Source organism: Marinobacter sp. MBR-99 (genome assembly GCF_040547575.1).
Lineage (GTDB): Bacteria > Pseudomonadota > Gammaproteobacteria > Pseudomonadales > Oleiphilaceae > Marinobacter.
The window spans coordinates 1-19,714 of sequence record NZ_JBEPPY010000024.1 but is presented as its reverse complement, the minus strand read 5'-3'; the positions used below and the strand labels follow the sequence as shown (position 1 = coordinate 19,714).

Sequence of the window (19,714 nt, the reverse complement as noted above, 5' to 3'; positions counted from 1 at the left end):
GGCCTGTTATGGCAACGGCAACCTGGTCTGCTCGTCGCCATTCGATCCTACTGCCACTCGTATTCGCCATTTCCCTGGCTGGCGCTATAGAGCTCAGCGACCGGCTGATGACCTACGTGCTCGACGAATTCGGCCAGGAAGCCCATCAAAGACTTCAAGACTGGCAGCGCCTGCACCGATTGGCCCGCAATGCGCCTATCGACCGTCAGCTTCGCCTGGTCAATTCGTTTTTTAACCGGGTCCCGTTTGTCAGCGACATCCAGCACTGGGGTGAGGAAGATTACTGGGCCACGCCCGTCGAATTACTTACCACCCATGGCGGAGATTGCGAAGACTTCTCCATTGCCAAATACCTGACCCTTCGGGCCATGGGCGTGCCCGATGAAGAACTGCGGATTGTCTACGTCAAAGCATTGGAGCTGAACCAGGCCCATATGGTCCTGGCCTGGTACAAGACGCCCGATGCCGATCCACTGATCCTCGATAACCTGACAAATGACATTAAACCTGCCTCTCAACGCACTGATCTGGAACCTGTTTACAGCTTTAATGGTGAGGGTCTATGGCTCAACCGTTCCTCCGGGGAACGGTCAAGAATTGGCGATGCCCAAAGGCTTGAGCACTGGCAGGATCTGAATCGTCGGTTAACCGAGTCTTTGCGGCGCTGATGCTCTGTCTGGCGTTAAATGACAAAGCCGGTGTCGCACTCTGCCACTGGGTTTTGGCGCCAACGCTATAGAATGCCGACACTTTTCATGAAATCGGGAGTTGTGGTCGATGCGACGCTGGAACGGATGGGGTGATGATCAGTTTAACCTGGAGCTGCCTGCGCAAGGGCAAGCGTTTCTTGAGCAACGAATTGGCTCGGCCAATCCGTTGCAGGACGCCACTCTGGAACAGGTGTGCCAGAAGGTACCCGCCACACGCCTGCCGGCTGACCCCAAGGTTGATGACCTGATCGATACCAGCGCGGAAGTGCGCGTACGCCACGCCCGAGGCCAAAGCCTGGTGGACTGGCTGGCCCTTCGCAGCGGCGAGATCGGCACGTTTCCCGACGGGGTTGCATTTCCGAACTCCAATTCGGATGTTCGAGCCTTGCTGCGCTATGCCGAAGACCACGACTTGCACCTGATTCCTTACGGTGGCGGTACCAGCGTGGCTGGCCATATCAACCCCGTCGACCAGGGCAAACCAGTGCTGACCATCAGCCTTGCCAAAATGAACCGCCTTCTGGACCTGGACCGGGAAAGTCAGCTGGCCACGTTTGGCGCAGGCACTCCAGGCCCCCTGGTTGAGGCGCAGTTACGTGCCCACGGCTATACCCTGGGTCACTTTCCCCAGTCCTTTGAACTCTCCACCATTGGCGGCTGGGTGGCCTCCCGCTCCAGTGGACAACAGTCCCTTCGCTACGGCCGAATTGAGCAGTTGTTTGCCGGAGGCCGAATCGAAACCCTGCAGGGCACGCTGGACCTGCCCACCCTGCCCGCTTCCAGCGCGGGGCCGGATATCCGGGAGATGATTCTGGGCTCCGAAGGTCGGCTGGGGCTGATCACTGAAGTTAAAGCCCGTGTCAGCCACCTGGCGGACCAGGAAGCCTTCTATGTCGTGTTCTTCCCAGGCTGGGAACAGGCAAAAACGGCTTGCCGAAAACTGGTTCAGAACCGGATTCCCCTGTCCATGTTGCGGTTAAGCAACGCCATAGAAACCGAAACCCAACTCGCCTTGGCCGGCCACCCGCAACTCATCGGCGTGCTTGAGAAATTCCTGTCGTTCCGAGGGGTACGCGAAGGTATGTGCATGATGACCTTCGGCATTACAGGCAGCAAAGCCCAATGTCGTTCTACCCTGGCTCAAGCCAGGAAAGTGTGCAGTGCCCATGGTGGCGTTTATACAGGCACCAAACTTGGCGCCAAGTGGGCTGAAAAGCGCTTCACCATGCCCTACTTCCGGGAGGCACTCTGGCAAATGGGCTATGCGGTAGACACCCTGGAAACGGCGACAGACTGGGATAACGTCGATAACCTGCTCAATCGCATTGAGAGCAACCTGCGGGAAGGTCTCAGTAAGGACGGAGAAAGAACCCACGTGTTCACCCACCTGTCCCATTTTTACGGACAGGGTTGTTCCATCTACACAACCTATGTGTTCCGCGTTGCCGATACCTATCCGGAAACCGTTGCCCGATGGCAGCACCTGAAAAACACCACCTCGGAACTGATCGTCCGCAACCGGGGAACCATCAGCCACCAGCACGGGGTTGGCAAGGACCATGCCCCCTTCCTGCCGGTGGAAAAAGGTGAACTGGGCATGCGCGCCATCCGTGCGCTGACCGATAGCTTTGACCCAGACGCCCGCCTCAATCCCAAAACCCTTCTGGACTGAGGTCGGTATGACACGACAGCAGATTCTCGCAGAACTGAAAAGCGGTGATGCCCGATTTGATGTGGTGATTGTCGGTGGCGGCATCACCGGCGCAGGTGCTGCCAGAGAAGCAGCCGGGAGCGGCCTGAGAACCCTTCTGGTGGAACAGAAAGACTTTTCCTGGGGCACATCCAGCCGATCGTCAAAGATGGTTCATGGCGGATTACGCTACCTGGGCAGTGGCCATATTGGCCTGGCCCGGGATGCCGTCAGGGAGCGCCAGCGCATGATGGAGGAGGCCCCGGGGCTGGTTGACCCACTCCGGTTTGTCATGCCCCATTTCCGGGGCCAGTTCCCCGGCCCCCGACTGTTCCAGGCTTTTTTATCGGTATACGATCGGCTTGCCGGTGTGAGCAGCCGGCAACGCCTGACCCCCTCACAAAGCCGGCAGTGGGCGCCCGGTCTGAGCCAGGCCGGCCTTCTGGGTGCCAGCCTGTTTACCGACGCCATCACCGACGACGCCCGGCTTGTGCAAAGGCTGATCGCAGAGGCGAGCCGGGACGGCGCCCTCTGCCTCAACTATGTATCCGCCAACCGGATCACCCGGGATGAGGCTGGCAGGGTTAATGGTGTTGTTCTGGTTCCGGAGGGGGAACCACTGGAAGCTGGCGTTTCCGTATCATCCAACATGGTTATCAATGCCACCGGTGCCTGGGCAGACAAACTGCAACAGCAGGGCCCGTCAGAACAACCACTGAGCATTCGCCCGCTCAGAGGCAGCCACCTTGTCGTGCCCTGGCAACGGCTACCGGTAACCTGTGCTGTGTCTTTGTTCCATCCCGAGGACAAACGCCCGGTGTTTGCCTTTCCGTGGGCCGGCACAACGGTACTCGGCACCACCGACCTGGACCATCCGGGTAGCCTGGACCAGGAACCGGTTATTAACGACCAGGAGGTTCGCTACCTGTTGCAGGTGGCTGAACACCTGTTCCCCAGCGCCAGCCTGACCGCCCAGGATGTGATCTCCACCTGGGCTGGTGTCAGGCCGGTGGTCACGGATGGTCAGGGCAAAGCCCCCTCCCGTGAGAACCGTGAACACGCCCTGCGCCGGGATAAAGGCCTGATCAGTGTCGCCGGCGGCAAACTCACGACCTTTCGCCAGATTGCCCGGGAGGCTCTGGAAGCCGCACTCGGGCCAGATGGCAGCCACAGGCTCCGGGCCGATGACCAGCCAGTGTTCACTCCACCGGACGACCTTCCGCGGCCCACTCAGGTTCGCCACCTGAGCTGGCACCGTCTCAAGGGCTACTACGGACCGGCCCTGGGCGAACTGTGCCGCGATGCGGATTTCACTGAAATCGCCGATTCCGGCGTGCTCTGGGCTGAACTGGAATGGGCCTGCCAGCATGAGCAGGTACAGCACCTGGATGACCTGTTACTGCGCAGAACCCGCCTGGGGCTTATCTGCCCCGCCGGCGCCAGAGCCCTGCTGCCAGACATCCAGAAGCGATGCCAACGCCTGCTGGACTGGACTGACGATCGTTGGCAGCGGGAAGTGGACCGTTATCTGTCGCTGTATCAGCAGGCTTATGCCCTGCCATCCGGGGGCAGGTAAACAGTATGGCCAACACACCGCTTATTCTGGCGATCGACAATGGCACCCAGAGCGTCCGGGCGCTGCTGTTTGACCAACAGGGCAATCTGCACGGCAAGGGCAAGCAGGAAATCGAACCCTACTTCTCAGAACACCCGGGCTGGGCCGAGCAACATCCGGACTACTTCTGGGCCAATCTCGGGCTGGCCTGCCAGGCGCTCTGGCAGAGTACCGATGCGACACCGGACCAGGTCGCCGGCGTCACCGTCACGACCCAACGGGGCACGGTGATCAACCTGGACAAACACGGGCAACCGTTGCGCCCGGCCATTATCTGGCTGGATCAACGCCATGCCCGGGTGGATGGCCCGGTAAAGGGCCCATGGGGACTTCTGTTCAAGCTGGCCCGGCTTGAAGACACCATTGAGCGATTCCGGGAGAAAACCCAGGCCAACTGGATTGCCCAGAACCAACCGGATCTTTGGGCACAAACCCACAAATTTTTGCTGCTCTCCGGTTACCTCAATTACCGGCTGACTGGCCAGTACAAAGACTCCACCGGCAGCCAGGTGGGCTACCTGCCTTTTGACTACAAAAAACAGCAGTGGGCCGGTAACCGGGATTTCAAATGGCAGGCCATGCCCATCACCCGTGACATGCTGCCAAACCTGGTACGACCGGGTGAAACCATCGGCCAACTGATTCCCGAAGCGGCCCACCACCTGGGCCTGCCCGCGGGCCTGCCGGTTATTGCGGCGGCATCCGACAAGGCCTGCGAGATACTTGGCTCCGGTGGGCTCAGCCCGGACATCGGCTGCATGAGCTATGGCACCACCGCGACGATCAATACCACCAATCATCGTTACGTTGAGCCAACACGGTTTATGCCGCCTTATCCGTCCGCCCTGCCCGGTCATTACTCAACGGAAGTAATGATTTACCGGGGCTTCTGGATGGTCAGTTGGTTCAAGAAAGAATTTGGTCTGCGGGAACAGAAGCTGGCCGAGCAAAGGGGTATAGAACCAGAAGCCCTGTTCGATGAACTGGTCAATTCGGTACCGCCTGGTTCCATGGGCCTGATGCTGCAACCCTACTGGAGCCCGGGCGTGCGCCAGCCGGGCCCCGAAGCCAAGGGCTCGATCATTGGCTTCGGCGATGTACATACCCGCGCCCACCTGTATCGTGCCATTCTGGAAGGCCTTGCCTACGCACTCCGGGAAGGCAAGGAGCGGATCGAGAAACGCAGCGGTCAGAAAATCCGCCGGCTCAGGGTGGCAGGGGGCGGCTCCCAGAGCGATGCCGCCATGCAGTTGACCGCCGATATTTTTGGACTGCCTGCCGAGCGACCGCACACCTATGAAACCTCCGGCCTGGGCGCGGCAATAGACGCCGCCGTGGGCCTGGGCCTGCACCCGGATTTTGACACCGCAGTGCGGGAAATGACCCGTGTCGGCCACGTGTTCACACCATCCGCGCAAGCAACTGAGCTTTACCAGCGCCTGTATTCCGAGGTGTATCTGGACATGTACCCAAGGTTACAACCGCTGTATCGGAAAATAAGGAGTATCACCGGCTACCCCAAGTAATGATTGACGAGCACCGAATGATGCATTTTCGCCATACAGGTATATAATGATGAAAAATGCACAAAGGAGCCCTAGCCATGAACGAGCCGGCTACCCTGGCCCCCCAAATTAGCGATAAAGCCCTGCTGGCCAAGGCCTTGCTGAATTCCGCCAAGGCTTTTGGCCTTTCCCAGGCCGAAGCCGCCGCCATTGTTGGCCGAAATCGCAGCGGGTTGACCAGAGACGGCATTGATCCAGACAGCAAGTCCGGAGAACTGGCGCTGCTGTTCGTGCGCCTGTATCGAAGCGTTTATGCCCTGACCGGTGGCGACAACCAGGCCATGGCCCATTGGCTCAACACGCCGAACCACTACTTTGAAGGCACCCCCAGAGACATGATTCAGTCAACGGAGGGGCTGGTTCGGGTGATTCACTATCTGGATGCCATGCGGGGACGGATTTGAACTACAAGGAACGTATCAAAAGCACCCTCGGCAGCCTGCAGGGGCAGCTCTTCCGGGTAGTAGAGAGTCAGGAAGACATCGCCACCACCCGAATCGTTGATAACATGCAGGAACAGGCTCGCCTGGAGCAACTGCTGGATGCCAGCAAACCAACCATCCCCAATCAGGCCAAAAACCTGCATTACCTGCTGGCGACGCCATTTCGATATCCACCACTCAAATACGGCTCCCGTTTTGGCCGCAGCTTCGAACCCAGCCTGTTCTATGGCGCCATGAGCATTCCGACAGCGTTGGCAGAGACCGCTTTCTATCGCTTTGTGTTCACCAGCCACGTGGCAGAACCGTTCAAGCGCCCTTTGACCACGCTGCACACGGTCTTTACCGCCCGCTTCCGTTCAAGTCGGGGTGTTCGGCTTCAGGCCACAGAGTGGCAGGACCTTCAGGAAATCCTCACCGACCCGGTCAGCTACCGGGAGTCCCAGGCGCTGGGCAGCGACCTGCGCCAATGCGGCACGGAAGCGTTTCAGTTTCTCTCGGCCCGGGCTCTTCAGGCCGGCTTGTACCAGCTACCCTGGCAAACCGGGAGCGGAATGGACGGGCTCAACGTGGCGCTGTTCAGCCCCCGGGCACTCCGGGACACGGCGCCAAGGTCGTACCAAAAGCTCATTGTTGCCACCTCAGAACAGCAAGTATCCATGAGCCTGACGCTGGCGGATGGCAGCAAGCAGGTTCACAACTTCAGCCGGGAAGCCTTTCTGGTAGAGGGCGTTATTCCTCAACCGGCCCTGTAGCCACCACCTCGTCATCCCGCTGCCAACCTCCGCCAAGAGCTTTGTAGAGGTCAACGGCGGTAGTCAGACGGTTCAGACGCATCTGGCTCAGCTGCTGGCGGGCGTCGAACACACTGCGCTGGCTCTCCAGCAAGGTCAGCAGATCATCCGCGCCCTCCCGATAACGAACTTCGGTCAGCCTGAGGGTTTCTTCCGCCCGCATCAGGATCTCTTGCAGGCGCTGCTCCTGAAGCTCAAACAGCGAATCCCGGTCCAGCGCATCACCCACTTCAAGGAACGCCGTCAACAGGCTACCGCGATAGCTTTCCAGCAGGGCCATCCGCCGGGATTCTGAAATCGCCAGGGCGTTTCGCCGCTGGCCGCCGTCAAACAACGACTGACTCAAACCCAACAGACCATTCACGCTTCGAGTCGGATCAGCCAGGCTGAGAAAACTGTCAGTGGATAACCGCACCGCTGCATTCAGGGAAACCGACGGCAACAGCGCCGCCCTGGCCTGTTCGATATCGGCACTGGCAGCCACCAGCCGAGCCTCCTGGGCTGCCAGATCAGGCCGACGGGTGACCAGGCTGGCCGGCGCCAGGGGGCTGATCACCGGTATGCTGACGGCCGCGATATCTGCCTCTGGCGTGTCGCCCTCAAATGGTAATTCTCCGGTCAGCACCCGTAGTGCTGCCAGCCGTTGCCGGGCCTGATATTCCAGTGGTGGCACCGCGTTGCGCAAACTCAAAACCGAGGTTTGTTGGCGTGCCAGTTCAGCCCGACTGGCAGCCCCATTGCGGAAGCGGGCCTCCACCAAGGCCAGAGTGCGCTCACCAATCGCCAGGTTGTTACGGGCAACCTCTGCCCTCTGCTGCAACTCCAGCCATTCAAACCAGGTACTGGCGACCGAAGCAACCAGAGTGATTCTGGCCGTGTCGTAATCGAATCGGGTGGCCTGGAAGGTCGCCAGGGCGCCGCCTTCAACGGCAGACAATCGACCCCAAAGATCCAGTTCATAGTCCACGGATAATCCGGCACTGGTTGAACCACCGGTGTTGGTATCACCACCGGAGACTCGGGAAGCCTGCCGCCCGGTATTGGCCGACGCCCCCAACGATGGCAGCAGGCCAGCACCGGCGGACTGCAGCTGCAAATCGGCCTGAATGACGGACTGGGCAGTGGCCGCCAAGTCTGGGTTTGCCGCCAGGGCCTTGTCAATCAGCCGATTCAAGTGGTCATCATTGAAAGCCTGCCACCAACTGGCATCGATGCCCTGCCCCTCATTGGATTGGACGGACCATTGCTCTGGAGGGGTGACCGGCAAAGGCACCGGCTCCGGCGTGAACGTGGCGCACCCGGCAACCAGGAACGCCGGCAAGAGAACCAGTAATCGAGTGGTTATAGTCATAGCCTTATTCCGAAGCCAGGGCGTGGACCGGGTCCAGGTGAGCGGCTTTGCGAGCCGGGAGAAAACCGAAGATAAGCCCGGTAGCAAAGGCACAGGAAAACGCCAGCACCATCGGCAAAACCGTCATATGAACCGGCGTGCCAAAAGAGCCGATCAATTGTGTGGCGGTGATGCCCAGGGCAACGCCAATCAGCCCGCCAATGGCAGAGACCAGCCAGGCCTCGGTCAGAAACTGTTGCAGAATATTCCAGGCTCGTGCCCCGGTGGCCATGCGGATACCGATTTCGCGCGTACGTTCAGTCACGCTGACCAACATGATGTTCATCACACCGATTCCACCAACCAGCAGTGAAATGGCGGCAATGGAGCCAAGCAGCCAGGTCAGGGTATTTTGGGTTTCAGAAATGGTCTCAATCAGCGAAGCCATGTTACGGATGGTGAAATCCTCAACCCCGCCGTGCCGTGCCAACAGGGTTTCATGGATGATCGCTTCGATGTCACTCATTCTGCCAAGGTCAGCGACGGCCACCGTGATGTTGCGCAGATGAGTCTGGCCAAAAATACGCAAGCTGCCCGTTGTGTAGGGCACAAGGACCACATCGTCCTGGTCCTGACCCATGGGCAATGCGCCTTTCTCCCCCATCACGCCAATCACCTGGAACAGCACATTGTTCACCATCAGGTGTTTGCCGAGCGGGCTTTCCCCGGGGAACAGTGTGTCGGCAGTCGTTTTGCCCAACACGGCTACCGCCGCATAGTTGAGCTCATCCTGTTCAGAAAAGAAGGTGCCTTCAATCACCGGCCACTGTCTGGCCACCGGAAACTGGTACGAGGTAGCGTTAATCTCCGCCCGGTGATCCAGGTTGAAGTACCGCAATGTTTGCGAGCCGGTAAGTTCAGGTATTGCTGCAAGAACCCCATCTACTTCATTGATTGCACGATAGTCTTCAGGAGTTAACGTGGTCACTGACCAGCGGCCTCCCCGCTGGTCCGGGCCACCCGGGCGGATCAGCAACAAGTCACTGCCCATGGTACTGATACGATCAACCACGTCTTTCCTGGCCCCTTCCCCGATGGCCAGCATGGTGATCACAGACGCCACACCAATCACGATGCCGAGCAACGTCAGTACGGTTCTGAACAGATTGCTATGCAAGGAGCGCACGGCACTTTTCAGGGCCTCCTGCCAGTCACTCAGCACCACGCCATGGTGACCGGCTTCGATGGCCGGTGAAGAGGCTGCAGCGCTGTCATCCTGACCGGTATCTCGAACCACTTCGCCATCGGCAATGTGAATCTGACGGCGGGCAACATCCGCCACATCCTGGTCGTGGGTGATCAGAATAACGGTATGCCCCTTACCAGACAGCTCCGTCAGTAGCCGGATAACCTCTTTACTGCTTTTGCTGTCAAGGGCGCCGGTCGGCTCATCGGCGAAGATCACCTGGCCGCCATTCATTAATGCCCGGGCAATTGAGACGCGCTGCTGCTGCCCACCAGACAGCTGGCCCGGGCGATGGGTAAGCCGCTCTCCCAGCCCCAGTTCGGTTAACAGCTTCTCCGCCCGCTCCCGGCGCTGGGCGGGTGCCATTCCGGCGTAGATAGCCGGTATTTCCACGTTTTCCCTGGCAGTCATGCCCGGCAATAGATTGTAGCTCTGGAAAACAAAGCCGAAAGCCTCCCGGCGCAATAACGCCAGGTCATCCCGACTGAGCGCGGAAACGTCACAGCTGTCATACCAGTATTCCCCGGAGCTTGGCTGGTCAAGGCAACCGAGGATATTCATCAAGGTGGATTTTCCGGACCCGGAGGGGCCCATAATGGCAACGAACTCCCCCGGATAAATTTTAAGGTCAATGCCTTTGAGTACCGGTACCGCCAACTCCCCCTCCCCGAAAGAACGGGTAATGCCGCGCAACTCGATCAGAGGCCGGCTTGCGGTCATCGCAGCGTACCCCGGAAATTGCTGGTGTTATTGGAACCAGAACGCGGATCCCGGGAAACCAGCACGACCTTTTCGCCTTCCCTTACGCCGGAAACCACTTCCGTATGCACCCGGTTACTGACGCCGGACACGATGTCCCGCCATTCAACCTGGCCCGCCTGGGTCAGGACCTGCACGCGGCCCCGTTGAACCGAGGACACCGGCACACGCAGAACATCCAGGGCTTCGCTCTGAATAAAGAACACCTGGGCTGTCATGTTCGGTAGCAGTTTGCCATCGTCGTTATTGGCATCGAACAGGGCGTTGTACAATACAACGTTGTTGGTCACTTCCGGAGTTGGCTCTATGTAGAGCAACTCGCCGTAAAGCTTCCTATCCGCGTCGCCCAGCGTGGTGAAATAGACACGCATCCCAGGCTCGAGTTTGCCCACATCGGCTTCTGATACCTGGGCCCGCACTCGCATGGTAGCCAGGTCGGCAATACGCATTAGAACTGGTGCTTGCTGAGTGGCATTCAACGTCTGGCCCTGGCGAGCTTCAATCGACACAACGGTGCCGTCCATGGGAGCGTATATTCGCGCAAATCCGAGGTTGGCTTCTTCTGCTCGCAAGCTGGATGAGGTTTGTTCAATCTGAGCTTCCAGCATGGCCAACTGAGCTTTCGCGGATGCTAGAGAAGCCTCAGCGGTTTGCATCGATTCCCTTGTCGTGGCTTCTTCTTTATAGAGGTTAGTCTGGCGTTGGAACTGGATTTCTGCCAGCCGCAACTGCGCTCTTCGATCATCCAGTTGTGCTCGCTGATTCTTGAGTTGGGCCCGGGTAGCGTCGACCTTGGCGACATAAACGGTCGGATCAATCTCCGCCAGCAATTGCCCCTGAGACACCTTTTGTCCCACTCGCACATGGATGGTTTCGAGCTGGCCAGACACCTGAGCACCTACATCCACATAATTACTGGGCTCCAACACGCCGGTAGCGCTGACCAGTTGCTGGATATCGCCGCGGGTGACTTCGATGGTATTCAGTGGCGGCTGTTTGTTCCCGCCGTTCTGGAAATACCACCAGCCTCCGGCGGCAAGAATCACCATACCTGTGAAAACACCAACCCAGGTTGGCCAACGCCGGCGGTTGCGGGGAGCAAGTGCCATTCAGAAGTTCTCCATACGCTCTGATCAGCGGCAACCATAGAGAACGTCGGGGAGAAAAAAAAGAGTATGCTCAGGGTTTTGCCAAACCTTTACATAGCCCCGGTTCAGCTACCAACTGCGGTAACCGCAACCGTTTGCCAGCGGAAATTCGCGGCCCAGTCATAAGCCTGCTGGTAAGGCATCGGCCTCGCATAGTAGAACCCCTGCCCTAGATCGCACCCGAGTTCGATCAGACGAGCGTGATGCTCAGCGTTTTCAATGCCCTCAGCCACCACCCGTCGGCCGAAGCTGCGGGCCAGGCCCAGTATCGCGGTGACCACCATATCGCTCTCCGGATCGTCCAGCATGTCATTAACAAACGAACGATCAATCTTGATCTCGTGGGCAGGAAGCTTACGGAAGTAGTCGAGAGAGGAATAGCCGGTACCAAAATCGTCCAGCGACAACTCCACCCCCAAGTCCCGACACTGCCGAAGCGTGTCAATTACCAGGCTGGCATCATCCATGACGGTGGTTTCAAGTAGCTCCAGAATCAGACGGTGGCGGAGCCCGCGGGGCAAACGCTCGACTGCCTGGGCCAGGTCTTCCGGGAAGGTTTTGCCCAGAAAGTGCGACGGGCTGAGGTTCACGCTCAGGGAATAGGCCAAACCCTGACTATTGAACAGCAACAGTTTGTCGATGGCTTCATTGATCACCAGGTTGCCAACGGTGCGAGCGTATTCGGTGTATTCAATATGTTCCAGAAAGTGCCCCGGGGCCAGCAAGCCATCATCGGGATGATTCCAGCGAATAAGGGCCTCAAAGCCTTCGATGGTCTGGCGCTTATAATCAATCTTGGGCTGGTAATACAGCTTCAATTCCGCACGGCTGATAGCCTGGCCGATCTGCTCCAGAACCCTTACTCGCTCTTTCCGGGTAAAATGGGACTGCAAATCAAAGATTTTGTAGGCGTTCTTGCCGGATTCTTTGGCTGCATACATCGCCTGGTCTGCGTGGCGAAGCAGTAAATCGGTATCTGCGTCGTCATCCGGATACACTGTCACGCCCATGCTGCCAGACAGGTGTAAAACAAAGTGCCGGTAACTTATGGGCTGGCGGATGGCTTCCAGAATGCGAGAATACACTCGCTCATCGTCTACATCCCTCAGTATCGCCACAAATTCATCACCGCCAAGACGGGCAATCAAATCGTGGCCCCGCACGGTATTCTTCAGCCGCTCTGCAATCGACTTGAGAACTGCGTCGCCAACGGAGTGACCATGCTCATCATTGATCTCCTTGAAACCATCGAGGTCAATAAAACAAACCGCCACGGTGCCTTTGCGCTGCTTGGCTTCAAACAGCTCCTGTTCAAACAGTTCCGTTAACCGTCTGCGGTTGGGCAGCCCGGTCAGGGCATCAAAATTAGCGGCCTGTTCCAGGCTCAGTTGGTGCTCTCGTTTTTCCTGATAAAGACGTTTCCGTTCAATCAGGGTGCCAACGGTCTGCAGCAGCGGGGCAAGGTCATCGGCAATGCTTTCTTTATAACCTCCCACCCGATTAGCCAGGCCCACCAACCCGATCAGATCCCCGCCACTGTATACCGGCAACCCTATGTAGCTGGCGATTGGGGGGTGGCCAGGTGGCAGCCCCCCTCGGCGGGCGTCACTTGCATAGTTGTTGGTAAGCACCACTCCGCCTGATAACAACCCTGCTCCCAATAGGTTATCCAGTCTCTCAAACAGCATTCCCCTGCGCTCGACCTGCTGGAACAGGGCCTGGGTTTCCGGACTCCAGGCGATATTGGTGATGGCGCCTACCTTGAGGTATGGCTTACCGTCGTGGTGATACAACACCTCGCCAATAAATCCGAACTGGCTGCCGGTAAGAGATAGCAAGTCCGCCAGCATCAACTCAAATGCCGCCCGCTCGTTGTCATTGGTTAGAAAGACATTCTGGGCCCTCTGGATGGCCCGGCTGAGATGCGACACCGCGACGTCACCCTCGTCTCCTCCGGTGAGATAAGCACATTCCAATTCGTCCTCAATGAGACTCGCCAATGTACGAAGCACATCCAGATCCACTTCCTGAATCTGACGTGGCTTGTCGTCAATAATGCACAGCGAACCGAGTTTGAAACCACTGGGTTCACGGACCGGTATGCCGGCATAAAAACGGATGTGGGGGTCACCGGTGACCAGAGGGTTGGATTTAAAGCGTGGGTCCTGGGCGGCATCTTCAACAATAAACGCCCGGTCCTGGCGGATAGCATGATCGCAGAATGCTACCGAACGTGGCGTTTCACTAGCATCTATGCCGTCTTTGGATTTAAACCACTGGCGCTTATCGTCCAGAACCGTGAACAAGGCCGTTTTAACATGATAAAACTGGCGAGCGATTCGAACCAGCCTGTCAAACCGCTCTTCTGGTGGCGTATCCAGAATCCCCAACTTCTCAAGCGCAACGAGGCGCCTTTTCTCCATAGGGTCCAGGGACATACAGGTTTTGCTCCGCGTCAGGAAACACCAACCAGGCCTTTTGGGCTAATCAGCTTTCTGAGAAGGTATATCAACCAACCCTTCTTTCTCTATGACATCAGTGTAGATCAAGAGGATGACTAGAGTTACCGGATTTTAGTAATCAGACACCAGGGTGTGAAGCATAAGTTCGCTGTGTTTCACCAGAATAAATGCCCCCTGTGGGTTAATGCCTATAAAAAATAGCTTTCTATTCTGGCCGGGCAGGAGTACAGTGACCGTCGTTGGAAAGATTTAGCAAAGCATTCATCAATAAGACGCATCTCTGTTGTAAGTTGTAACAAGTAGCTTTCGTCCTGTTTTTGATCACGCCAGTTTTTTGTTTCCGCACACCGCTGACCAAGCCTCACGATGAAGTTTGGCGGCACATAAAATGATTGAATTCAGGATTTAAAAATATGTCTACTGTTACCGGTACTGTTAAGTTTTTCAACGAATCAAAAGGTTTTGGCTTTATCACTCGTGAAGGCGGCCCGGACGTATTCGTTCACTACAGCTCCATTCAGGGCGGCGGCTTCAAGACTCTGGCAGAAGGCCAGCAGGTTGAATTTACCGTTTCTCAGGGCCAGAAAGGTCCTCAGGCGGATAACGTAGTAGGTCTGTAATTCATACAGCCCTGATACGATAGAAAAAGGCAGCTTCGGCTGCCTTTTTTCGTTTCTGGTTATTGGCGAGCCTTTTGCCCAAGTTTTTTATCCATCAGCTTGAACAATGGTTGAGTGTAACGAGTAACCGGCCCTGGTAACGCCGCAAGAGCAATGCTGCCCGCAGTTCCCATCAGGCTACCAACCCTTGCCGGCCCCTCATCCACGGCTTTGACAATCCAGCCTGCGGCCTTATCCGGGGTCATCATCGGCATGTGCTTGTAAATACTGGTTTGCGAAGACATGGGCGTACGCACCATCGGGTAGTAAACCACGGTAACGTCTATCCCCTGATCACCCATTTCCGCCAACAGCGAACGCGAAAAAGACTCCAGGGCCGTCTTGCTGGCCAGGTAAGCGGAAAACAGGGGTATCGGCACCTGGGAAGACAAAGTGGAAATATTCACCACCTGCCCCTGGCCCTGCGCCAACATCCTTGGAAGCAACTTCAGCGTTAACCCCACTGCAGCGATGTAGTTGATATTCATGGTTCGCTGATAGTCGTGCAACCGGTCCAGAGCGTCGGTGATGGGGCGCCGGATGGAGCGGGCAGCATTATTGACCAGCACATCTACCCGTTCGTGTTCTGCCAATATCCGGTCAGCAACCGACTGCAAGCCGGCCTCATCGGTCAGGTCTGCCGGGTATACCCAGGCTTTGCCGCCCTCGGCGGTAATAGCCTGCTGCACCCTCTTCAACTCGTCTTCTCGACGGGCGACGAGGCAAAGACGGGCCCCTTTACGGGCCAATTGATAGGCTGCCTGTTCCCCGATACCACTGGACGAGCCAGTCAGAACAATGGTCTTGCCACTGACACTCATGAATACACCTCGTTTTCTTATCTTGTTTTTATAACGCCACCTTGATACACCTTGGCGACAATCCGACGCCGAAAGGCCTCAAGTATAACAACGTGATAAACGCCATGAGCATAGACTACAGTAAACTCGGCTCACCGGAGACCCGGTCGTTCTGGCTCAATCGTTTTGGCCCGTACTCCCCTAACCCGCCGCTGCACGAAAACCATCAGACCGATATTGTGATCATTGGTGGCGGGTTCACCGGATTGTCCTGCGCGGCTCATTTGAAAGAACTGGACCCATCGGTGGACGTCACCGTATTGGAGGGCAGCGCTGTGGGCTTTGGAGCCTCGGGGCGCAATGGCGGGTTTTCCATGACCCTGTTCGGCTTTGAGCCCGAAATAACCTGCCTGCTTCATGGCAAGGAAAAAGCCCGCGTCGCACAGCAGTATATGGAAGATGCCGTCGACTATGTGCGCGACTGTGTGAGCCGGTACGACTTCGACAGCGATTACGAACACAATGGCTTTCTGCGCATTGCGCTGACCAACAAACATCGTGAGCGCCTGCAAAAACAGCAGGCTCTCTATCATGAGCTCGGGTTCTCAAACTCCTTTGAATGGTGGGGAGAGGAACAACTGTTGCACCAGCTTCAGACCCCGCTGGCTAAAGCCGGCCTGTTTGAGCAGCGGTGCGGCATATTGAATCCCGCGAAACACGTCCGGCACTGGAAAACCATCTGTGAGCAACTCGGCGTTCATATCTATGAGAACACCGTATGCCAGTCTATCAACTACCCGCCAGGTAAGGTTTCCGTCGAGACCTCAAATGGCACCGTGACCGCCGGCAAAGTTATACTGGCAACCAACGCATATAGCCACCTGTTGCCGGAAATGGGGGCATTTCGCCGCAACCAGACCCCAATCTGGACTCACCAGATCGTCACCCAGCCGCTCACGGCGGAACAGTCGCGGGCGGTCGGCTGGGCCGGGCGCTACGGAATAGAAACCAACCGGCACCTGGTGCACTACCTCAGACCAACGGCAGACGGGCGCATTACCTTTGGCGGCGCCAACGTTGTAACCACAACGGGCCAAAACATGAGCCTCGACCACCATAAACCGACGTGGCGGATACTGGAAAAGCACTTGAAAACCCTGTTCCCGCCACTGGCAGGGATTGGCATTGATTACCAGTGGGGCGGCCCGGTGTCGGTCACCTTGGACATGGCCCCCAATCTTGGCTTCTACAAAGACGATCGCACCCTGTACCTGTGCGGATGCACTGGCCATGGTGTCTCCCTGACACAATACAGCGGGAAGACCCTGGCCGAACTGGCCCTGGGCCGGGAGAGCAAACGCACCCAGGCGTGGTTTGTTAATCGAAAACCGGTGCGCTGGCCAGTAGAGCCATTCAGACGCCTAGGCATAGCGGTGGTTAAAGGGGCACTTAAAGCTGAGGATTGTTGGTGGGAGCGGAAGCTTTGGTAGAGGCCTCACGCATTCGATGGCGGCATTTCATCCGTTGCTGAGGAGAAACCATTAAGGGCGAGCTCAACTCGACGCTAAATTCGCTGACAGACACGAACAAACACTCAAAGCATGTTCGCTGAACCTTCGCAGCAACGACGCCAGTGATTTTCCGTAATCGTAATGAACTGATAAAAAGAATAAAAATGGAGGCGCGGGTCGGAATCGAACCGGCGTACACGGAGTTGCAGTTCTATTTTTTTAAGAGCCATAAAGACATAGTAAACAACATGTTATGCGCTTTAATTAATGCTGTATATTAGCTTAATGTCGGCCTTAAGCAGCTAATAGAATCAATTACTTAGCAATGCATTGTCGCGGCGAAAAAAGCACTTTTTGGACACTTTCCTGACAAAATTTTTAGCAAGCCCTGCAGGATTTCGAGGCCCTCCGGTCAGAGGACCGAAAGGAAGGTTTTGATATGATCAGCAATCCAGCAACCTGACGCTGATACAACCAGAGCGACTCCAAGTTTCCCTCTCATTATCGTTGCCACAATGGCAAATACAGGTTCAAAAGAAGTCCATGCGCCGGCCTCAATATTCTGCGACCCAGGTATAAATGTAAAAAGAATGGCGATGATGGTTCCCCATAATGCTGCCCTAAATAAGACCGGGGTTTTGTACTTTTTCTTTATTTTTAAAAGGACGTTGTTAAACATTGCTTCAGTCTCCTCGGTGATATTCCAGATATCATCGCATAATCTGAAAAACACCCAAGCGCTGAAGAAATCAGTGAAATCTAAAGTTAAACCGTAAATTCAGACATATTAAAAACTATAATAGTAAATTAGCAAAAACACTGACAAATGTATCGCCGGGACAGTTTAAATAATTAAAAATAAAAGATTTTATCTTGATAAGGATTTAAGATTAAGTTCAGGATACGGACTTGCCGAACTTTACCAATTTAAAAACCACTCGAAACACAACAAACAAAGCATAGACCTTAACCGCGAACAATATTTCGTTCTGAATGTTTGTCGAATATGAAATAAAATGAATAATCTGCAGAGCCAACCAGCACAACAAAACCGGTGTCAATAAACGAATCAATCTATCCCAGGACACCGCGTTGGTACCGAGAACCAGAAACCCGATAGGCCTGAGGTATCGCATTGTGTATCTACACAAGGTGAGAAGGTGCCGGCTCATGCAGAAACCAATGCTCGAATGTTGACCAAATTTTTCATTCGCCATCGTCTTAAGCTTCGCAAGGAAACACCTCCAGCACTACCGGAGCATTGGCAGGCGCATAGAGTTCATTACAGGTGCTGGCGTTGAACAGCTGGGTTTGTCCCCGGCGGTATTCACCATAGCCCTCATGTATATGACCAAACACGTGGGCCTTGACGGAAAGCCGGTGAAGACGTTCAAGCAAATGCTCACAGCCAACATTCTGACTCTGCAATCCAAGCATCACCTCATCGCCAATCCCTTGAGGCGGCCCATGAGTGATCAGCACATCGGTATTTTCGGGGATGAGCTGCCACTTGTTGTACAAAGGCTCCCCTCTGCCTAACATAAACGCCCAATTCATAAAGATAGGCGTCCAGGGGGACCCCCAGAATCGTACTCCCTCGATCTCTACACCACTGTCTTCCAAATAGATGGCGGAAGTTAATGCCTGCCGGGCCAGTTCTGGCGTTTCCTGGAAAGCCCAATCGTGGTTTCCGGCAATAACTATCTTGTGTCTGTGGGGCAAACTCCCAAGCCAATCGTTAAAGTCTTCGATGTTCTCTAACGTCCCCTGCCCCAAGCAGTCTCCTGCATGGATCAGCACATCACCGTCCGGAATACTTGGCAGACGTCGGTGAAGGCTGTGGGTATCGGAAATGCAGACCAATTTCATGATGTTCCATCTATCCGCAATGAGCTGGCGATGTCGCCCCTTTCTATATAGGGCAACATCCAGCGGTTAGCCCAGACGACTCTTAATCTCGAGTTATGATATTTTGGTTACCGGTGTCGAGAATAGCATCTGGATCACACCAAGGAGGATCCGAGTTGATGAACGGCTCTGAAATTCGCAAACAGCTCACGGCTGATTTGAATCGGGATTATTTGGCATACCTGAGGTCTATGCCGTCAGCTCACGACATCAACCAAAAGCCAGGTTCCGAGCGTGCTCCGCAGCATGGCAGTGAGCCGTTAAAATCCAAAGAAAAAGATATCCTCGCCGCAGGAGGCGCCCGGTTCGGAGATATTCATAGCGGTCATGCGGTCGCTATCGCCAGTAACCAACGCCAACGCCTCATGAGGGAAATTAGCGACATGATTCAAGAATCTTTGATTCTTGAGGAAGTTTCAAAACGGCTATCAGTTTCGATAGAGACGGTTCAAGCGCTAATAGCTAAAGAGGCCCCAGAGCTCTTTGCATTTGAAGCCCCCCATCAGATCCTTTTGTTTCCAAGATGGCAATTCACAGATCAAGGTACCCTACCTCACTTGACCGAACTTCTGAAACAGATAGGGAAAGAGGTAGCACCGTTTACAATTAATCGATTTATGATCAGCAAAAACACCGACCTGCCGCTTGGCAAAGCCTGCCTCTCCCCAAGAGATTGGCTTGCCTCAGGGCGAGATCCTGAGGAGGTCTTGATGCTCGCCTCGGACCTCTAGGGCAAGGTATGATTATTCAGAAACATGAACAGATTCGGAGTCACTATGAACATGACCGCCGCCCTCTTCGGTTACGGAGGCTTTGTATTGTCAATGTTGGCTATTGGCGCCGCTGGTTATTGGAAGGCTGACGAGCTGGAGGTTTGGACCAGACGTAAATTCAAAAACAAGCAGCCGGGATAGCGCTCCGTAAGATCCTCATCATCCAAATAGGAATGTCAGTTCTGACAAGTGGACGAATTCCAAGGCTAGAGCCTGTAAATAAATCTGTGTAACTGCCCACCCCATTACAGGTGGCCGTCCAGACGGTCACCGAATTCGATAATAAAGCGATTCAATGCCGGCT

General features: G+C 55.7%; 17 protein-coding genes. 10 read left to right on the top strand and 7 right to left on the bottom strand.

Going from position 1 to position 19,714, the window contains the following annotated elements:
* The first annotated feature begins 8 nt into the window (after positions 1-8).
* From ABIE59_RS17390 to ABIE59_RS17365, 6 genes are all read left to right on the top strand, one after another.
* Complete coding sequence (locus tag ABIE59_RS17390) at positions 9-668, top strand: transglutaminase-like cysteine peptidase (RefSeq protein WP_354448858.1); 660 nt, start codon at positions 9-11, stop codon at positions 666-668.
* A gap of 109 nt (positions 669-777) precedes the next feature.
* Positions 778-2,382, top strand: coding sequence for an FAD-binding oxidoreductase (locus ABIE59_RS17385; protein ID WP_354448856.1), 1,605 nt, complete (start codon positions 778-780; stop codon positions 2,380-2,382).
* 7 nt (positions 2,383-2,389) lie between these two features.
* On the top strand, positions 2,390-3,976 hold the full coding sequence (locus ABIE59_RS17380; protein WP_354448854.1) for a glycerol-3-phosphate dehydrogenase/oxidase: 1,587 nt from the start codon (positions 2,390-2,392) through the stop codon (positions 3,974-3,976).
* Between the two features lie 5 nt (positions 3,977-3,981).
* Positions 3,982-5,541 (top strand): FGGY-family carbohydrate kinase, encoded by a 1,560-nt coding sequence (locus ABIE59_RS17375; RefSeq protein WP_354448852.1) that lies wholly within the window; start codon positions 3,982-3,984, stop codon positions 5,539-5,541.
* A 77-nt stretch (positions 5,542-5,618) separates the two neighbouring features.
* Complete coding sequence (locus tag ABIE59_RS17370; RefSeq protein ID WP_354448850.1) at positions 5,619-5,984, top strand: antitoxin Xre/MbcA/ParS toxin-binding domain-containing protein; 366 nt, start codon at positions 5,619-5,621, stop codon at positions 5,982-5,984.
* Positions 5,981-6,775 (top strand): RES family NAD+ phosphorylase, encoded by a 795-nt coding sequence (locus tag ABIE59_RS17365; RefSeq protein WP_354448848.1) that lies wholly within the window; start codon positions 5,981-5,983, stop codon positions 6,773-6,775. Before ABIE59_RS17370 ends, ABIE59_RS17365 begins: the two co-directional genes overlap by 4 nt.
* Here ABIE59_RS17365 and ABIE59_RS17360 read toward each other — a convergent pair.
* The 4 genes from ABIE59_RS17360 to ABIE59_RS17345 all read right to left on the bottom strand — a co-directional run bounded on the left by ABIE59_RS17360 (position 6,753) and on the right by ABIE59_RS17345 (position 13,735).
* On the bottom strand, positions 6,753-8,165 hold the full coding sequence (locus tag ABIE59_RS17360) for an efflux transporter outer membrane subunit (protein ID WP_354448846.1): 1,413 nt from the start codon (positions 8,163-8,165) through the stop codon (positions 6,753-6,755). The genes ABIE59_RS17365 and ABIE59_RS17360 overlap by 23 nt on opposite strands.
* A 4-nt stretch (positions 8,166-8,169) precedes the next feature.
* Positions 8,170-10,110 (bottom strand): MacB family efflux pump subunit, encoded by a 1,941-nt coding sequence (locus ABIE59_RS17355; protein WP_354448844.1) that lies wholly within the window; start codon positions 10,108-10,110, stop codon positions 8,170-8,172.
* Positions 10,107-11,258: an efflux RND transporter periplasmic adaptor subunit gene (locus ABIE59_RS17350; protein WP_354448842.1), complete on the bottom strand. Its 1,152-nt coding sequence runs from the start codon at positions 11,256-11,258 to the stop codon at positions 10,107-10,109. The genes ABIE59_RS17355 and ABIE59_RS17350 overlap by 4 nt, the downstream gene beginning before the upstream one ends.
* Positions 11,259-11,362: 104 nt before the next feature.
* Positions 11,363-13,735, bottom strand: a complete 2,373-nt coding sequence (locus tag ABIE59_RS17345) for a sensor domain-containing phosphodiesterase (RefSeq protein WP_354448840.1) — start codon at positions 13,733-13,735, stop codon at positions 11,363-11,365.
* A 437-nt stretch (positions 13,736-14,172) separates the two neighbouring features.
* Between ABIE59_RS17345 and ABIE59_RS17340 the strand changes: the two genes are divergently transcribed.
* Complete coding sequence (locus tag ABIE59_RS17340) at positions 14,173-14,379, top strand: cold-shock protein (RefSeq protein ID WP_058091071.1); 207 nt, start codon at positions 14,173-14,175, stop codon at positions 14,377-14,379.
* A gap of 59 nt (positions 14,380-14,438) precedes the next feature.
* Here ABIE59_RS17340 and ABIE59_RS17335 read toward each other — a convergent pair whose 3' ends face one another.
* Positions 14,439-15,239, bottom strand: coding sequence for an SDR family NAD(P)-dependent oxidoreductase (locus tag ABIE59_RS17335; protein ID WP_354448837.1), 801 nt, complete (start codon positions 15,237-15,239; stop codon positions 14,439-14,441).
* Between the two features lie 104 nt (positions 15,240-15,343).
* Between ABIE59_RS17335 and ABIE59_RS17330 the strand changes: the two genes are divergently transcribed.
* On the top strand, positions 15,344-16,708 hold the full coding sequence (locus tag ABIE59_RS17330; protein WP_354448835.1) for an NAD(P)/FAD-dependent oxidoreductase: 1,365 nt from the start codon (positions 15,344-15,346) through the stop codon (positions 16,706-16,708).
* A 433-nt stretch (positions 16,709-17,141) separates the two neighbouring features.
* Here the strand turns inward: ABIE59_RS17330 and ABIE59_RS17325 are convergent, their stop codons facing one another.
* Together ABIE59_RS17325 and ABIE59_RS17320 are read right to left on the bottom strand one after the other, a co-directional pair.
* Positions 17,142-17,408: a hypothetical protein gene (locus ABIE59_RS17325; RefSeq protein WP_354448833.1), complete on the bottom strand. Its 267-nt coding sequence runs from the start codon at positions 17,406-17,408 to the stop codon at positions 17,142-17,144.
* A 542-nt stretch (positions 17,409-17,950) separates the two neighbouring features.
* A complete protein-coding gene (locus tag ABIE59_RS17320; RefSeq protein WP_354448831.1) occupies positions 17,951-18,598 on the bottom strand; it encodes a metallophosphatase domain-containing protein in 648 nt (215 codons plus the stop codon).
* A gap of 158 nt (positions 18,599-18,756) precedes the next feature.
* Between ABIE59_RS17320 and ABIE59_RS17315 the strand changes: the two genes are divergently transcribed.
* Together ABIE59_RS17315 and ABIE59_RS17310 are read left to right on the top strand one after the other, a co-directional pair.
* Positions 18,757-19,368: a hypothetical protein gene (locus ABIE59_RS17315; protein ID WP_354448829.1), complete on the top strand. Its 612-nt coding sequence runs from the start codon at positions 18,757-18,759 to the stop codon at positions 19,366-19,368.
* Positions 19,369-19,413: 45 nt separating this feature from the next.
* A complete protein-coding gene (locus ABIE59_RS17310; RefSeq protein ID WP_354448827.1) occupies positions 19,414-19,551 on the top strand; it encodes a hypothetical protein in 138 nt (45 codons plus the stop codon).
* The last annotated feature ends 163 nt before the right edge of the window (positions 19,552-19,714 follow it).

Bases quoted from the DNA above. Each gene is read 5' to 3' on its own strand.
- ABIE59_RS17375 (WP_354448852.1), top strand. From the start codon at position 3,982: ATGGCCAACACACCGCTTATTCTGGCGATCGACAATGGCACCCAGAGC.
- ABIE59_RS17330 (WP_354448835.1), top strand. From the start codon at position 15,344: ATGAGCATAGACTACAGTAAACTCGGCTCACCGGAGACCCGGTCGTTC.
- ABIE59_RS17385 (WP_354448856.1), top strand. From the start codon at position 778: ATGCGACGCTGGAACGGATGGGGTGATGATCAGTTTAACCTGGAGCTG.
- ABIE59_RS17380 (WP_354448854.1), top strand. From the start codon at position 2,390: ATGACACGACAGCAGATTCTCGCAGAACTGAAAAGCGGTGATGCCCGA.
- ABIE59_RS17315 (WP_354448829.1), top strand. From the start codon at position 18,757: ATGAACGGCTCTGAAATTCGCAAACAGCTCACGGCTGATTTGAATCGG.
- ABIE59_RS17360 (WP_354448846.1), bottom strand. From the start codon at position 8,165: ATGACTATAACCACTCGATTACTGGTTCTCTTGCCGGCGTTCCTGGTT.
- ABIE59_RS17390 (WP_354448858.1), top strand. From the start codon at position 9: ATGGCAACGGCAACCTGGTCTGCTCGTCGCCATTCGATCCTACTGCCA.
- ABIE59_RS17355 (WP_354448844.1), bottom strand. From the start codon at position 10,110: ATGACCGCAAGCCGGCCTCTGATCGAGTTGCGCGGCATTACCCGTTCT.
- ABIE59_RS17370 (WP_354448850.1), top strand. From the start codon at position 5,619: ATGAACGAGCCGGCTACCCTGGCCCCCCAAATTAGCGATAAAGCCCTG.
- ABIE59_RS17310 (WP_354448827.1), top strand. From the start codon at position 19,414: ATGAACATGACCGCCGCCCTCTTCGGTTACGGAGGCTTTGTATTGTCA.
- ABIE59_RS17345 (WP_354448840.1), bottom strand. From the start codon at position 13,735: ATGTCCCTGGACCCTATGGAGAAAAGGCGCCTCGTTGCGCTTGAGAAG.
- ABIE59_RS17340 (WP_058091071.1), top strand. From the start codon at position 14,173: ATGTCTACTGTTACCGGTACTGTTAAGTTTTTCAACGAATCAAAAGGT.
- ABIE59_RS17325 (WP_354448833.1), bottom strand. From the start codon at position 17,408: ATGTTTAACAACGTCCTTTTAAAAATAAAGAAAAAGTACAAAACCCCG.
- ABIE59_RS17350 (WP_354448842.1), bottom strand. From the start codon at position 11,258: ATGGCACTTGCTCCCCGCAACCGCCGGCGTTGGCCAACCTGGGTTGGT.
- ABIE59_RS17320 (WP_354448831.1), bottom strand. From the start codon at position 18,598: ATGAAATTGGTCTGCATTTCCGATACCCACAGCCTTCACCGACGTCTG.
- ABIE59_RS17335 (WP_354448837.1), bottom strand. From the start codon at position 15,239: ATGAGTGTCAGTGGCAAGACCATTGTTCTGACTGGCTCGTCCAGTGGT.